This window comes from Cryobacterium sp. N21 (assembly GCF_002929575.1).
GTDB classification, from domain to species: domain Bacteria; phylum Actinomycetota; class Actinomycetes; order Actinomycetales; family Microbacteriaceae; genus Cryobacterium; species Cryobacterium flavum.
In genome coordinates this window covers 33,107-47,314 of the sequence record NZ_PJJQ01000025.1, presented here as the reverse complement: position 1 = coordinate 47,314, position 14,208 = coordinate 33,107, and the positions used below count along the sequence as shown (strand labels likewise).

General features: G+C 64.4%; 9 protein-coding genes. 3 read left to right on the top strand and 6 right to left on the bottom strand.

Translation table 11 applies throughout. The features are described 5' to 3' along the window. Positions 1 to 59: 59 nt before the first annotated feature. On the top strand, positions 60 to 1,526 hold the full coding sequence (locus CXY77_RS02865) for a polysaccharide biosynthesis tyrosine autokinase (protein ID WP_092341951.1): 1,467 nt from the start codon (positions 60 to 62) through the stop codon (positions 1,524 to 1,526). A 53-nt stretch (positions 1,527 to 1,579) separates the two neighbouring features. Next, on the top strand, positions 1,580 to 2,530 hold the full coding sequence (locus CXY77_RS02860; RefSeq protein ID WP_140425463.1) for a hypothetical protein: 951 nt from the start codon (positions 1,580 to 1,582) through the stop codon (positions 2,528 to 2,530). A gap of 41 nt (positions 2,531 to 2,571) precedes the next feature. Here the strand turns inward: CXY77_RS02860 and CXY77_RS02855 are convergent, their stop codons facing one another. The 5 genes from CXY77_RS02855 to CXY77_RS02835 all read right to left on the bottom strand — a co-directional run bounded on the left by CXY77_RS02855 (position 2,572) and on the right by CXY77_RS02835 (position 10,748). Beyond that, entirely contained in the window at positions 2,572 to 3,660 is a 1,089-nt protein-coding gene (locus tag CXY77_RS02855) for a glycosyltransferase (protein ID WP_104087782.1), read from the bottom strand. A 22-nt stretch (positions 3,661 to 3,682) separates the two neighbouring features. Next, a complete protein-coding gene (locus tag CXY77_RS02850) occupies positions 3,683 to 5,197 on the bottom strand; it encodes a PKD domain-containing protein (protein ID WP_233197187.1) in 1,515 nt (504 codons plus the stop codon). Positions 5,198 to 5,313: 116 nt separating this feature from the next. After that, positions 5,314 to 6,264, bottom strand: coding sequence for a glycosyltransferase family 2 protein (locus CXY77_RS02845; RefSeq protein ID WP_092341954.1), 951 nt, complete (start codon positions 6,262 to 6,264; stop codon positions 5,314 to 5,316). Between the two features lie 97 nt (positions 6,265 to 6,361). Then, a complete protein-coding gene (locus CXY77_RS02840; protein WP_092341955.1) occupies positions 6,362 to 9,832 on the bottom strand; it encodes a PKD domain-containing protein in 3,471 nt (1,156 codons plus the stop codon). Between the two features lie 205 nt (positions 9,833 to 10,037). Then, positions 10,038 to 10,748 carry a hypothetical protein gene (locus CXY77_RS02835; protein ID WP_140425462.1) on the bottom strand — a complete coding sequence of 237 codons (711 nt, stop codon included), beginning with the start codon at positions 10,746 to 10,748 and terminating at the stop codon, positions 10,038 to 10,040. Between the two features lie 174 nt (positions 10,749 to 10,922). Between CXY77_RS02835 and CXY77_RS02830 the strand changes: the two genes are divergently transcribed. Then, on the top strand, positions 10,923 to 12,056 hold the full coding sequence (locus CXY77_RS02830; RefSeq protein ID WP_092341958.1) for a glycosyltransferase family 4 protein: 1,134 nt from the start codon (positions 10,923 to 10,925) through the stop codon (positions 12,054 to 12,056). On the opposite strand, the gene CXY77_RS20065 is transcribed toward CXY77_RS02830, so the two are convergent. After that, positions 12,053 to 13,939, bottom strand: a complete 1,887-nt coding sequence (locus CXY77_RS20065; RefSeq protein ID WP_104129612.1) for a hypothetical protein — start codon at positions 13,937 to 13,939, stop codon at positions 12,053 to 12,055. The two genes, CXY77_RS02830 and CXY77_RS20065, sit on opposite strands and share 4 nt — an antisense overlap. Positions 13,940 to 14,208: the final 269 nt, after the last annotated feature.

Genomic DNA, 14,208 nt, shown 5'->3' with positions numbered 1-14,208 from the left:
TCAGAGGTGAGTTTTGGTCAGCTTGATTGTAGTGTGGGCGCAACCGGACGGAGAATGCTGTGGAACCAATCGACTATCTGAGGACCATCACGAGACGGTGGCTGCTCATTGTCATCGTGGGCATCCTCGGTGGGGCAGCCGGGTGGGGCTACGCGGCCACCCTGCCAGCCCAGTATCAGGCCACGAACAGCGTGTTCGTCACGAGCGATCGAGGTGAGACCACGAGCGAACTTCTGCAAACGTCGACGTTCACGCAGAACCTCGTGCAGTCCTACGCACAGTTGGCGACGACGCCGACAGTGCTCGACCCGGTCATCAGCCGGCTCGGGTTGAACGTCTCCAGCCAGGCCCTCGCCGCGCGCGTGAGCGCCGTCACTCCCCTGAACACGGTATTCATCAATATCACCGTCACCAGTCGGTCGGCCCAGCAGTCCGTCGACCTGGCCGACGCAGTTTCCCAGTCGCTCGCCAACACGGTCGAGAGCCTGGCCCCGAAGGGCCCCGATAACCTGCCGTCGATCACGGTCAAGACCGTCTCGCCCGCGCAGCTCCCCGGCGGTCCGTTCGCACCGAATACGCAGCTCATAGTTCTGACCGGCCTCCTGCTCGGGTTCGGCCTGGGCGTGCTGTATGCCCTGGCCCGTGAGGTGTTCGACACCCGGGTGAGTACGGAAAAGGACCTCGACCGGGTCTCCTCCGATCCGCTGCTGGGTATGGTCGGCTACAAACGCAGAAGCGACCCGGCCGGTCTGGTGATGCGGGTCATGCCGCACAGCGCACTCGCTGAGTCGTACCGCCGGGTGCGGGCCAACCTGGAATTCATCGACGTGGACCGCCCGCCGCGCAGCGCTGTCGTCACGTCGGCGGTCTCCAGGGATGGAAAATCCACCACAGCGATCAACCTGGCCCTCGCCATGGCTGAACGGTCGTCGCGCGTACTCCTGATCGATGCCGACCTTCGACGTCCGTCGATTGCCGAGCTCTGCGACCTCGAAGGCGACGTGGGCCTCACCACCATCCTGCTCGGCGATGTCGGGCCCGAGGACGCCATCGTGCGCTGGTCGGACGGCCTCGACGTGCTGCCATCCGGCGCCGTACCGCCCAACCCCGGGCAGGTACTCGGTTCGGACGCGATGAAGACCCTGATGAAGACCCTGCTGCAGGACTACGACTTCATCGTCATTGATTCCCCGCCCCTGCTTCCAGCAACGGATGCCCTCGGCCTGTCTCACCTCACCGATGGCGCCATCGTCGTTGCCCGGTACAAGTCGACCACCCGCCAGCAGCTCGCCACCACTCTCGAGTCCCTCGAAGCGGTCAATGCGCGCATTCTGGGCATCGTCCTCAACCAGGTGCGCGAGCGCCGGGCCGAGGTCTACTACGGCCCGCTCGCCGCGGTAACCGGCCCGAGCGTGCCACCATCGGTGCCAGCCAACCGGGTCACGGCCACGCGGGCACCGCGCACATCCTTCGACGAAGCTGGCCGCCGCAACTCGCGGTCGTCGGAATCGACGCGGTCGTCGTAGTGCGGGTCCTCCAGTCGTTTCCGGAGGGTCGATCCACCACCAATCCTTACCTTGTGCAACTCGACCGGGGACTGCGCGAGCACGTTCAGGTCGACGGTTTCTCCTGGTGGCGCGCCCTGACGGCACCGTACGACGTGTTCCATGTGCATTGGCCGGAGATTCTGCTGCAGGGGCGCACTCCCGCGCGTGCGCTCGCGCGGCGAGTGCTGTTTTCGCTCCTGCTGACGCGGCTGCGGTTGCGGAGCACCGCGGTGGTGCGCACCCTGCACAACCTGCGCAGTCACGAAATGCAATCCCCGCGTGACCGGCGACTGATGGAGCTCTTCGACCGCCGCACGACCGTGTGGATTCGGCTCAATTCCTTCACGCCGGTGCCGGCTGGCGCCCTCGAACGCACCATAGCGCACGGCGACTATCGCGACTGGTTCGCCCAATACCCGAGCCCGCCGACCGTTCCCGGCCGCGTTTTGTATTTCGGACTGATCCGCCCCTATAAAGGAATCGACACGTTGATCAGCGCGTTCAGCACCGAAACGGATGCCGCCGCCTCAGCCGCGACCCTGCGAATCGTCGGTGCACCCCAGACCCCCCAACTTGCCCACAATCTCGAGTCTCTAGCTGCCGCCGACTCACGCATCACGTTCAGCTTCGGGTACGCGAGCGATGCGGCCCTGTCGCGCGAGATCGGAGAGGCCGAATTGGTCGTGCTCCCTTATCAAGAGATGCACAATTCGGGGGCCGCTATTCTGGCCCTGTCGCTGTGCCGCCCGGTCCTGGTGCCACAGAACAGCGTGACCGATGCCCTGGCGAGCGAAGCGGGCGGTGACTGGGTATCGACCTACCCCGGCGCGCTCTCCGCTCAGAACCTCAAAAACGCGGTCGCTGCCGCACGGCGCCGACACGACACCGAGCGTCCAGACCTCTCGGCCCGAGCCTGGCCGGCCGGTCTGGCCGCGCACCTGGAAGCCTATGAGTGCGCAGTGCGCGCCGCTCGATCGCGCTAACCGATCGCACTGACCGATCGCGCAGACCGATTCGACGGGGGCTAGCTCGCCCCGGCGAACAACCAGGCGTCGGCGGCCAGCCGCCCGTCAACGGCCGGAAGATCGGCCGCCAGGCTGGCAGCAGTTGCGCCCCCGCGCTTCTGCAGGGCGTGCACCACGGAATCCGCCAACGCAGACGAGGGAGCCCCTGGCGCGACCACGTCATGCCCGTGCTCGCTGAGCCACCCGGCCAGGCCGGTTTCCGAGGTGGTCACGATGTTGCACCCGTGCGCGAGGCCCTCCACAATGGGCAGGCCAATTTGCTCCCGCCAGGTGGCGGTCGGCTGCGAAAGAAGGGCGAGAACACTGGCGCCGCGCAGGTGCCGGTGTATCTCACTCCGCGGTGGGTCGATAACCAGCGCGATCGTGGGGTCCTGCTCCGCCGCCTGGCGCGCCCGGTCCTCGAGTGCCCCTTTCCCGATGATGGTCAGGCGGGCGGTCGGGACCCGAGCGGTGACGCTTGGCCAGGCCTCGAGCAGGTCGAGAAAACCCTTGCGGGCCACGAGTGCTCCGAGAAAGACCACGCGCGGCTCGTTTGGACCGTCACCGGCGGGGCAGGTACAGGGCGCTGGCAACGCCGGAATCACGGTGGTCGTGAGTCCCCCGGGCCGGTGGCGCATGGCGCTCCCGTAGGTGACCCTCGCTGCATCCGTTCCAAAGGCGATTCGATCGGTGTGTCGCCAGACGAACCGCGACAGACGGCTGGTGGCGAAGCGTCGCAGTTGTCCCTCTCCTCCGACCGGGCGCCGAAGCGGATTCGAATTCTCCATGGCGTAGCTGACAATTGTCGCGCCGGGGCCACCGAGCAGCGACCTCGCCCGCAACCCAATGATGGCCAGCGAGCTGCCCCACACGCTCGAGAGCATCAGCGGTTCATTGATCTCCAGCGTCGTCACCTCCGACCGGGCCAGCAGCCAGGCAGCCCGCACTGGCGCGGCTTGAATAACCGTGAGTCCATCGACGAGGGATTCCTGAAAGTCATACCTTTTGACCCGAAAGAGAATGGTGGCCTCCGGCAGCAGATGCGCGCGTTCGAGATAGGCGCTGCGCAACGTTCGATACAGCCTCGCCCGCGAGGTCACGATGTGCATCAAGTCAGTCCTCTGGTCGCCATTAGTGCGATGGTTCAGCAATCAGATCGTCGAAGGTCGCGGTCATCGGGCTCAAGGTTGCCGACGCGCTGACGTAGAAGGCGAGTCCGATTGAGCCGGCCTGCTGGAGCGCAGCGGTAGAATCCGTCGCGCTCACCTGCCACGCCTCGGGAACAGCATCCCCCAGCTTCCACACCATGGCCTTGAGGGTTGTCGGCGAAGTGCCGGTCACCTGCAGTCGGAGTTTCAGCTGGTCGCCCGCCGCATAGCTGAGCCCAGGGACCGTCAAGTACTTCAGACTCGTCGCCCCACGCATCAGCTGCACCTGCACCGCCCCCGACGCGAGCAGTTTCGCGCGGGCCCGGTAGTCATTGCCCTCCACCCGACGCCCGATGGCCGACAGGTAGGTACCACCGCCGGTCACGGCCTGTTGCGTCCCCATGCTCACGGTCAGGTCGGTATCAACGGATGTCGCACCAGGGAGGTAGGCGTTGACCGTCTGACCGGCTGCTGCCTGAAGCTTACCCACACCGTCACCGACCGAATAGTTCGCCGTTGACCCCGTCGTGGTCCACGGCCCAGCGATATCGGCCGAGCCCAGGCCCCTCGTGATCGTGCGGCCGAAGGCATCCCCGGCGAACGCCGTGATCGGCGGCGCCGGTGGGTCGGTGGCCACAATGGTCTGCGTGTCGCTGGCGGTCGCGCCGGCGGTGTCGGTGACCGTGAGCACGACCTCGTACATTCCCGCACCGGGGTAGGTGTGCGTTGCCGTTGCAGTCGCCGCCCTTTCGGTCGTTCCATCGCCCCAGGCCCAGGCATACTGTGCGTTGACCGCGCCCCCGTCTGGCTGACCGGTCCAGGTGCCGAGGGCGCCGTTGGACGTCGCGAACGAGGCCGTCATGGTGCGGGATTGACCGCTGGCGACGGTGAACGTTCCCCCCGCGTAAACCGTGTTCCCGAAGATTCCCAACGCCTTGACCTGGGCATTTACTACCGGCTTCCAGGACGAGACCAGGGCGCCCGTACCGGTGTCGAAGGCCGCCAGTCGGAAACGAGTTTCTGAACCGACCTTGGTGAAGCCTCCTCCGGCGTACACTCGAGTGCCGTCGGCGGAGGCGACCAGGGCACGAACAGCCCCGTTGACGTTGGGATTGAACGAGGTGATCAGTTTTCCGGTGGTGAGGTTGTAGGCGAGCAGGTTGTTGCGCACGACTTCATTGACGCCGCGGGCAGAACCAGCCGGCCGGGACCGGGTGAATTCCCCGCCGACGTAGACGGTGTCCCCCACAATCAGCTGCGCCCAGACCACGCCGTTGATCTGCGTGGTCGGCAGCGAATCGGCAGAAACCGTCACCGGAGTGGCGGCATCGGCCGGGGCAGAATCGGCCAGCGCAACCGAGGGGGCGCTGAGAACCGCGGCGACCACGGCCACGACCGTGGCGAGCCCGACCCAGCCCGCCCGTGCCAAACGGGCCAGGCGCGGGCTGGGATTGTCCGCAACAGAACGGCGCGGAAGAACGAACACGGGAGTAGCCACCAGGAGGCCTCACTTAGGGTTTGGACCGCAGCCTTCGAGTAGCTACCGCACTAATTCGCAGTATATTGAATCTTTGTCATTTATAACTGCCCCCCTTACGGGGCGAGCCGTCGCGCTCAGCTGCGCTTGTACTCGTGATAGACCGATCCGACCGAACCGCTCAGCATGCCGGCTCCGCGGGCGGCGGTTCGTAATCCTCTGGCGCGCTGCGGCAGCTGCCCGACGATCAAACCGGCCAGGTAGCGGGCAAGCCCGCCCAACACCCGTACCGTTCCACGAACGAGCAGGGTGAACCGAACCAGCATCCGCTCGCCATTCTCGGTGTCGTCCAGGTTGATTCGACTCCAGGTGTTGCCCATGCGGAAAGCGCGTTGCAGCACCCATTCGTGGGTGAGCCGGTCGGCCGGAACCACGTCGATGACAACGGCCTCGTCGCACCAGATCATCTGCCCTCCCCGTCGGTGCAGCTGCCGGGTGAACAGCGAATCGGAGCCGCCGGAAAGTCCGAACCGTTCGTCGAAACGCAGACCCAGACGGCGCACCTCCACGAGGTCGAGCAGCAGGTTGTTGGTGGCGGCGAGCGAAACCGAAGTGCCAGTGGCGAATCGCCGACGTTCGAAGAAGCCGCCGCCGCGAATCCACGGGTCAGGCTCGGTATCGTACCGAGAGAGCACCGGACCGACCACGGCGGCCGGGCGAAACGTCGAGTAGGTGTCGAGAAGCTGGGTGAGCCATTTCGCGGTGGGGCGCTCATCGTCGTCAATGAAGACCAGCAGTTGGGCCTTTGCCGCCTCCGTCAATGCCCGGTTGCGAGCCGACGCGATACCGGGATTTGGTTCGTGCACGTAGCGTACCGGCACCGGACTGTCCGAGGTGTTGGCCGCAGCCACCTGGTCGCGGGCTCCCCCCTGAGGATCGTTGTCGACGACCAGAATTTCGACCGGCCCAGGAACGGTACCGGCTTGTTCGAGAAGTTCAGGCAACAGCTCCTCAAGGTCTTGGGGGCGGCAGTAGGTGAGGACCGAAATCACCACCCGGATCGCGGTATTTGGATACCCGCTATTCATGACTTCCCCCAATTTCAGCACTGCGCCGATCCGAATCCTTCACGAACACCGTTCTCCATCCGTACACTTTCTTCACTCCCGCCCGTCTCGGCGACGGTCAGTTCATGCGCGTGACGACTAGATCGTCGAAGGCCGCCGTAACCGGCGTCACCGTGGCCGTCGACCCGAGGTAGAACGCCAGACCGACGGAACCCGCTGCCTGCATCGCGGCCGTGGCATCAGTGGTGCTGAGTTGCCAGGCCGCCGGTTCCGTACCGCCGGCACTCCAAACTTTGGCCCGAATCGTCGTCGGCGCGGTGCCGAAGACCTGAATTCGGAGTCGAAGTTGTGATCCTGTGGTGTAAGTCAGGCCCGAAATGTTCTGCACGGTCAAGGTTGTTGCCCCGCGCATCAGCTGCAACTGCACGACGCCGGTCGCCAAGACCTTGGCCCTGGCTCGGTAGTCATCCGTTCCGACGCGTCGGCCGATGACCGATGCGTACGCTCCCGACCCGGTGGCGTCCTGTTGCAGGGCAACCGAAACACTGACGTCAGTGTCAGCCGATGAGACACCGGACAGGTACCCATTGAGCGTGGCCCCGGCCGCGGACTTGAACCGCCCCGAACCGGAGCTGACGGAATAGTTCGCCGACGATCCGGTCGTGGTCCAGACCCCACCGCTGTCGGCGGTGCCGAGCCCGCTACTAAGAACTCGGGAAAACGCGTCAGTCGCCAGGGGAAGGTTCGGGTCGACGTTGGGAACGAGCACATCCTGCGTCGTCGACCCTGTTGCGGCAGAGCTGTCGGTCACCGTGAGGGAGACTTGATAGTTGCCCGCCACGGTGTAGCTGTGCGTGGCCGTGATCCCGGTCGAGTTCGTGCCGTCGCCCCACGACCAGGCGTAACCGGTGGTGACTCCATCAGGGTCGGTTGAAGCGGATGCATCCACCGAGATTGCCAGTGGCGCAGTCCGGTAGCTGAATGCGGCCGTCGGCGGCACGTTTGCCGGCGGATCGTTGGCGACCACCGACCGGCTCGTGCTGGCAGTGCTTCCCGCGTTGTCGGTCACCGTGAGGGTAACCGTGTACGAGCCAGCAGTATCATAGCTGTGCGCCGCAGTGATTCCGGTCGCGTTGGTTCCGTCCCCGAAATTCCAGCTATAGCCCGTGATGGTGCCGTCGGAATCCGTTGATCCGGCGCCGTCCACGGTGAGTGCCAGGTTGTTGATGGCGGCGGTGAACGCAGCCTCTGGCACCATATTTGCCGGCGGACCGGATCGCCCGATGTTGTAGTGATTCGCTACGGATGCCGCCCCGAGCGCTGCTGGATACACGGCCACTTCGTCGATGTCAGCGGCGATATAGTCACTCAGAGGTCGGCTGGTCCAGCCACTCAGATTGTCACCGCCGATGCGCCAATAGCCCTGGATCGGAGCAGCCGATGTCGTGTCGGTGCGTTGGGCGACGAGCACCCCATCGATGTACAGGGACATCCCATTGACGCCGACGCTGGCCACGATGTGGTGCCACTGCCCGTCGTTGTAGGAAGAGGTCGTATTGACTGTGCGCAGGGTGCCCGGCTTGACACCGAACCAGATGCGACCGAAGTTGTCCATGTAGACGTGACGGTCATAGGCGGTGGAATTCCCCGTCGTGCTGCTGCCAAGTCCGATGATCTTGCCGCCACGTCTGGTCGTCGTCTTGACCCAGGACTCGACGCTGAATGCGTCCCGCGGCGTTTCAAACGCACTCGATGCCGCGAACCCGGTGGTGGTGCCGCTGAACCGCGACGCGGAGCCGGAGTTACCGGCGAGGGCACCGGTGACGTCCCGAGTCACACCGGTGCCGGTCTGGGCGTTTGCGGCCGAGGCCCAGTCGAAGGCCGTCGTTCCGCTCGGTTCGCCGAGGGGCCAGTAGGACGTCGGCGAGTCGGCGCGCACTGCGGACGCATAGGCGCTGTACTCACCAGTCGCAGAGACGGTCACGGATGCCGGACCTCCGGTGCGAACGTTTCCGAAGGGGTCACTCACCCTGACTTGGTAGGAATAGGTCTGGCCGGGGGTGAGCCCGGTATCGGTCCATCCCATGCTCGGGCGGGACCAGTCCACGGACAGCCCAGAAATCGTTCCGACCGAGACTCCATCGCGCAACACCTCATAGTTGAGTCGCTCGTTGTCACGGTCGTAGGCGGACTTCCAGGCGACGCGCACGGTTCCGCTCGACAGCGACTGAACGTCGGGCACGAAGGCCGAGGCGACAAAGGCCGCATTGGCCACCCGCGGACCCTCTTTGTTCGGCGCGCTTGCAGCGGTGGCGAATCGGGCCAGGCCCTGTTGTCCCTTGTTGTTGACGTTGGTGAATTCACCCCCGTACAGCAGGTATTGACTGTTGGTGACAACGTTCCAGGGCCCCTGCCCCTGCCCGGTATAGGTGCCGGTGTTGATCTCGGGATAGTAGCTCAGCAGTCTCGGGCGCGGTTTTCCGACGAAGTTGTCATAGCTGCCCACGGCATTCGGCGTGAGCAAACCGGTCGTCGCCATGGTGAAAGCCAGGGTGCGGTGGTAGGTGCGCGGCGCGGTCTCGACCGGCCCGCCCATATTGCCGCAATAGTGGGCGTGACCGGTGGTGTATACAACGTTTTGGGTGAGTGCGGCGGAGTAGGTGTCGCCGTGGCAATCTTCCATCCAAATGATGGAACCGTTCGACCAGTCAGCCCGGAAGGTGCCTTCGAAGTTGGCGCCGGCCCCGTAGTCATAGCCCGTGCCGAACACGCCATCGGTCGAAGACGTCAGGCTCGTGAACCCCCCGTTGAGCCCGCCGTTGCGCAGCAGGGAGTTGACCGCCCAGGGCAGGGAGTCGCCCGTGACGGCGTCGAGGGCTGCCATTCCATAGCCGGGATTCACGCCACCGTTGTACGAGGTGAACGCTCCGCCAATGATTACCTTGGTGCCATCGGGCGAGACGGTGAGCGCGTTGACTGCGCCGCCGTCTGGGGTTCCAGCCCAGGCTTTCAGCGCGCCGTTGGACGCGTCGAAGGACGCGATCTGACTGCGTGCCTGCCCGCCAGCCGTCGTGAAGGTTCCGCCGGCGTAGACCGTGCTTCCAGAAATACCGAGCGCCTTGACCTGGGCGTTCAGCACCGGAGCAAACGACGGTACGAGCTCCCCGGTGCCGGCGTCAAAAGCCGCCAGTCGATACCGGGCAACACCACTCATGCTGGTGAACGAGCCACCGACAAAGATGCGGGTACCGTCAGCGGAGGCGACGAGTGCTCGCACGGCACCATTGGGGTTGGGGCTGAAGGTCGGAATCAGCACCCCCGTCGTCAAGTTGTAGGCGAGCAGGTTGGTGCGCACTACCTCGTTCACGCCAACGCCGGAACCAGCTGGGCGGGCCTTGGTGAATTCACCCCCCACGTAGACGGTGTTACCCACGATCAACTGCGTCCACACCACACCGTTGATCTGCGCGGTCGGCAGGGAATCTGCGGCCATGGTCACCGGGGTGGTCGAATCAACCGGCGCGGTGTCCGCGACCGCCTGAAGTGGCACCGTGAGGGTGGCGGCGACCACCGCGAGTGCGGTCATCATGCCGAAGACGCCAGCGCGTGCTGATCGTTCGCGAATCAAACTTGGACGTGCGCGATTCGTGCGAGACGCGAACAAAGATCCCACGGAGTTTCCTTACTCGGAGGAGGAGCGGGGCCGTCGGGTGGCCATCGCATTCAACGGAGTCTAGTGAGGTTTTCTCAGTCTGGAATACCCCCGATGGGGGGCAGTCGACCTCGAGGATCGGTTATTTCGGCGCCGGGCCCTCAAACAGCACGATCGGCACACCGGCCGAGTAGTCAACAGCAATCTGCACACGGTCACGACCATCGTCGGGGACGTTGAAAATGAACACCCCGCGCGCCGTACCTCCCGCGGAGACCGCATCGGGGAGCGGAACTCCTCCGGGGGCAGCGAGCTCAGTCGCTGGCGACTGCTCCCCCCCGTAGTAGAAGTTGACCACCGTCGACGTCAACGACACCGACACGGCAGTGTCGTTGCGAACGGTTACGGCGAATCGGAGTGAGGGCCCGGCAACTTCGCCCGGACCGCGTGCCTCGCCGGCGACGGACTCAAGTTCGCTGATGCTGAAGACGACACCGGGTACAGCTGCCGCCGGATCCGCCAGCGGAACAGGGGCCTGAACCTGGGGTGGAGCGAGTTCGGTGGACGGAACGCCGATTCCGGCCGCCGGGTCCGGAGCGCTCGGCACGGGGGGCGCCGGCGTGGGACTCTTCGTCGGTGCCGGTGTGGGAGAAGCAGTCCGCGACGGCGATGGACTCGTCGCTGACGGCATCGAGACGCCGTCGTCCGAATCGGCGCGTTGCGACGCCCAGGCATTAGCGACGAGCACTATGACCACGAGCAGGACCAGCACACCGCACCCAAAGATCCACCACAATCTGCGCCGCCGGCTCGTGCTGCCAGTGCTGTCGTCGACGGGGTGTTGCACTGCCATGTTCAAACTCCAGAGTGGGGGCCCGATCGAAAAACGAATCGGGCGTGAGACGTCGTGCAGCCATCTATACACGCTCAGGCCCCTCATTCCTAGGGGGCAGGTGAACCCCGTCTGGGGCACACGCCGCTACCTGTACAGTGTGTGAAAACTGCCCACTATTGATAAGGCCCAGACATGCGTATCGCCATTCTGCACGGGAGCAACGACACCTACGGGGCCACCCGAGTGCTCATTCAAGAAATCTCCTGCCTGGTCAATGTCGGGCACACCGTGGTCGTAGTCGTGCCGCAGACCGGACCGCTCGCCCACGAAATCAGCCAGGCCGGCCTGGAGGCGACCGTAATCGTTGACCCGGGCCTGGCCGTGCTGAGGCGTAGCAATATCTCCGACCTCCTGCACCCAATTCGGTTGCGGCCGGAAGTCGTTGACGCTGATCTCGTCGTCATCTGGACGCTCGCCCTCGCCGTCTATATCCCCCTACTTCGCGCAAAGCGGAAGAATTTCTATGTCTCGGTGCACGAGCTCTTGCTCAGTCGCGTCGGCAACCTCCTTGTGCGGGCACTTCTGGCACCCGGCCGTTTTCCGATCTGCGCCTGCAGCGAAGCGACCGCAACGTGGCTTGAGCGCAATGGGGTCGCCCGTTCGCGCCTCACCGTTACGTCGCCCGTGTTCGAACCGGTGACAACGGTCGAAGCGCAGGCACCACATGACCCGCTCACGATCGCCGTCGTTGGACGAGTCAACGGCCACAAGGGGCACCTTGAGGTGGTGCGCGCGCTGCAGTCGCTCAGCCCCGAAACACGGCCGGCTTGCCCTCCTTTCAGTGCCTCGTGGCGCCTGTTACTGTTCGGTGCACCGTTTCCTGGGCAGGAAGCGGCCCTGGACGCCGTGCTGGATCTGATTGCGGGAGACGCACGCATCGAGTATCGGGGCGAGGCAGCATCCGTCGCAGCGATCGCCGGAGAAATCGATGCTGTCGCCTGCTTTCCGTCGACTCCGGAGCCGTTTGGCCTCGTCCCCGTTGAAGCGTGGCGGGTGGGAGTGCGCGCCATCGGCTTCGCTGACGGAGGCGCCGGGGAGGTTCTGCCCATTGTCGGCGGTATCGGTGTCGCCCGCAGCGGCGCCCCGGTGTCCGACATTGTGTCGGCACTGGAGCGACTGGAGCAGTCCATCCGAGCGAGGACCACCCTCCCGACGCCGTCGACGGTCAACCCCAAGTTCTCTCTGGAACGGCGACTTATGCTTCTGACCCGGGTCGTGACCCAGGCTGGCGTTCGATCGAACCAACGAACAGCGCGCGCGAACTAGCCCTGCCTGCCTTTCGGCGCCTGCACCACCTCCAGATCGAGATCCAGGTCAGGCTCCAGCACTATCTGCTTGTCGGGAACGACCTTCGGAGCAGGCTCCGCCTCAGGAACGGGAACAGGAACAGGAACAGGAACAGGAACAGCCTTCGGATCAACCACTTCCGGTGCCGGCACTAGGTTCAGATCAGCGGCGATTTCCTTGTCGGTCACTGGGGTTGGGCTCGGTGTCTCCGTGAGTGCGACGGCGCCAGCGGCCTTCACGCTCGCGGCGGCGCCAGTGACGGTGTTGCCGAAGGGATCAGTCACCCGAATCTGGTACGAATAGGTTGTACCTCCGGTACGGCCCGTATCGGTCCACGTGATCGTCGGACGGCTCCAGTCTGAGGAGAGGCCCGTTTGCGTACGCACGACAACGCCGTTTCGCAGCACTTCGTAGCTGAGTAGCTCATTGTCGCGGTCGTAGTTGGAGGTCCAGCTGACTCTGACAGTTCCGGCGCTCGGAGAGGTGAGCGCCGGAGTGAAACTCGCGCCGGATACCCTCGGCCCTTCCTTGTCTGGTGCGATGGCCGACACCGCGAACCGCACGAGACCCTGCTGTTTCTTGTTGTTGACGAGCGTGAACTCGCCGCCGTAGAGCACGTATTGGGAGTTAGCCGTTACATTCCACGGCCCCTGGTTTTGGCCGGTGAAGGATCCGGCATTAATGTCAGGGTAGAAGGTCAGCAGCGACGGGCGGGGGCGTCCCTCGAAGTTGAAGTAGCTACCGCCGGCGCTGTTCCGGGTGATGGTGCCCGTTGCATTCGCCGTGAAGGCCAGAGTGCGGTGATACGATCGCGGACTGGTTTCTGGGAATCCCCCGATGTTTCCGCAGAAATGTGCGTGCGCGGTGGTGTACACGACGTCGCCTGCGGCAGCGGCCGAATACGTGTCACCGTGACAGTCCTCGATCCAGATGATATTGCCGCTGCTCCAACTGGCACGGAAGGTGCCTTCAAACATGGCACCGGCGCCGTAGTCGTACCCGGTGCCGTAAACCCCGCCAGAATCGGACGTGAGCGACAGAATGGAACCATTCACGCCAGCATTCTTAATGAGTTTTCCGATGTTCCAGGACGTTGCGGCGCCCGTGCTCGAGATCGTGGCAGCCATTCCGTACCCCGGCGCGGTCGCGCCGTTGTACGACGTGAACGAACCGCCGATGACCACCCGGTCGCCGTTGGGTGAAATGGTCAGAGCGTTCACAGCACCATCGGGCACGGTACCCTTCCAGGCGCCGAGAGTTGCGGTGAAACCAGTGAACGATGCGATCCTCTGGCGCGACTGCCCGTTGGCCGTTGTGAAACTGCCCCCGGCGTAGATTGTGCTCCCGTTCGCGCCGAGGGCCCGGACAGTGCCGTTTGCCGTTGGCTTCCAATCATTCGCGAGAGCACCGGTGGCGGTGCTGAAGGCCGCCAACCGAGTTCGCGTCTCGGCACCGACCTTGGTGAAGGCGCCGCCGATATATACGCGGGACCCATCCGGTGCCGCGGTGATCGCTCTCACCGCGCCGTTGACGCTGGGGTTGAACGAGGTCATGACACCGGTCGACAAGTCGTACGCGAGCAGATTGTTGCGCGATACCTCACTCGTTCCCGCGGAGGCTCCGGCGGGGCGCGCACGCGTGAACTCACCGCCGACGTAGACGGTGTTTCCGACAATCAATTGCGTCCACACCACACCGTTGATCTGGGCTGTGGGCAGCGCATCGGCAGCGACGGTTCTAGGGATGGAAGCGCTCGGGGGGGCCGTGTCCGCTTGCGCGGTGCCGGTACCAAAAAAAATCGTCGCCAGCAGGGCTGCTGTAGCGATCGTTGCTATTGCCGGAGAGCGCCAGGGCCGCGCCATAAGAGAACCTCAACTTCAACTTGCACGGTGGCCGTCGAGCAGCCCCGTGGTGCAGTGATCATACTTGAGTTCCAGATTCTTGGGCTTACACCACAAGAAATCTCTGCCTTTGCGAAAATTGGACTTGCCGCCGCGCGTGTAGTCGAACGCCGCGTCGTTCCCCCTCGCCCCTAGTCAGGCAGCCGGATAAAGGTTAGGATTTCTCACTACCTCTCTTACCCGAATCGTGTTGAAGCTCACGCTGCAGCCTGAGAGAAATCTGAGCATTC

Coding starts and splice junctions, on each gene's coding strand:
- CXY77_RS02855 (WP_104087782.1), bottom strand. CDS start 3,660: ATGCACATCGTGACCTCGCGGGCGAGGCTGTATCGAACGTTGCGCAGC.
- CXY77_RS02845 (WP_092341954.1), bottom strand. CDS start 6,264: ATGAATAGCGGGTATCCAAATACCGCGATCCGGGTGGTGATTTCGGTC.
- CXY77_RS02840 (WP_092341955.1), bottom strand. CDS start 9,832: ATGATGACCGCACTCGCGGTGGTCGCCGCCACCCTCACGGTGCCACTT.
- CXY77_RS02835 (WP_140425462.1), bottom strand. CDS start 10,748: ATGGCAGTGCAACACCCCGTCGACGACAGCACTGGCAGCACGAGCCGG.
- CXY77_RS02830 (WP_092341958.1), top strand. CDS start 10,923: ATGCGTATCGCCATTCTGCACGGGAGCAACGACACCTACGGGGCCACC.
- CXY77_RS20065 (WP_104129612.1), bottom strand. CDS start 13,939: ATGGCGCGGCCCTGGCGCTCTCCGGCAATAGCAACGATCGCTACAGCA.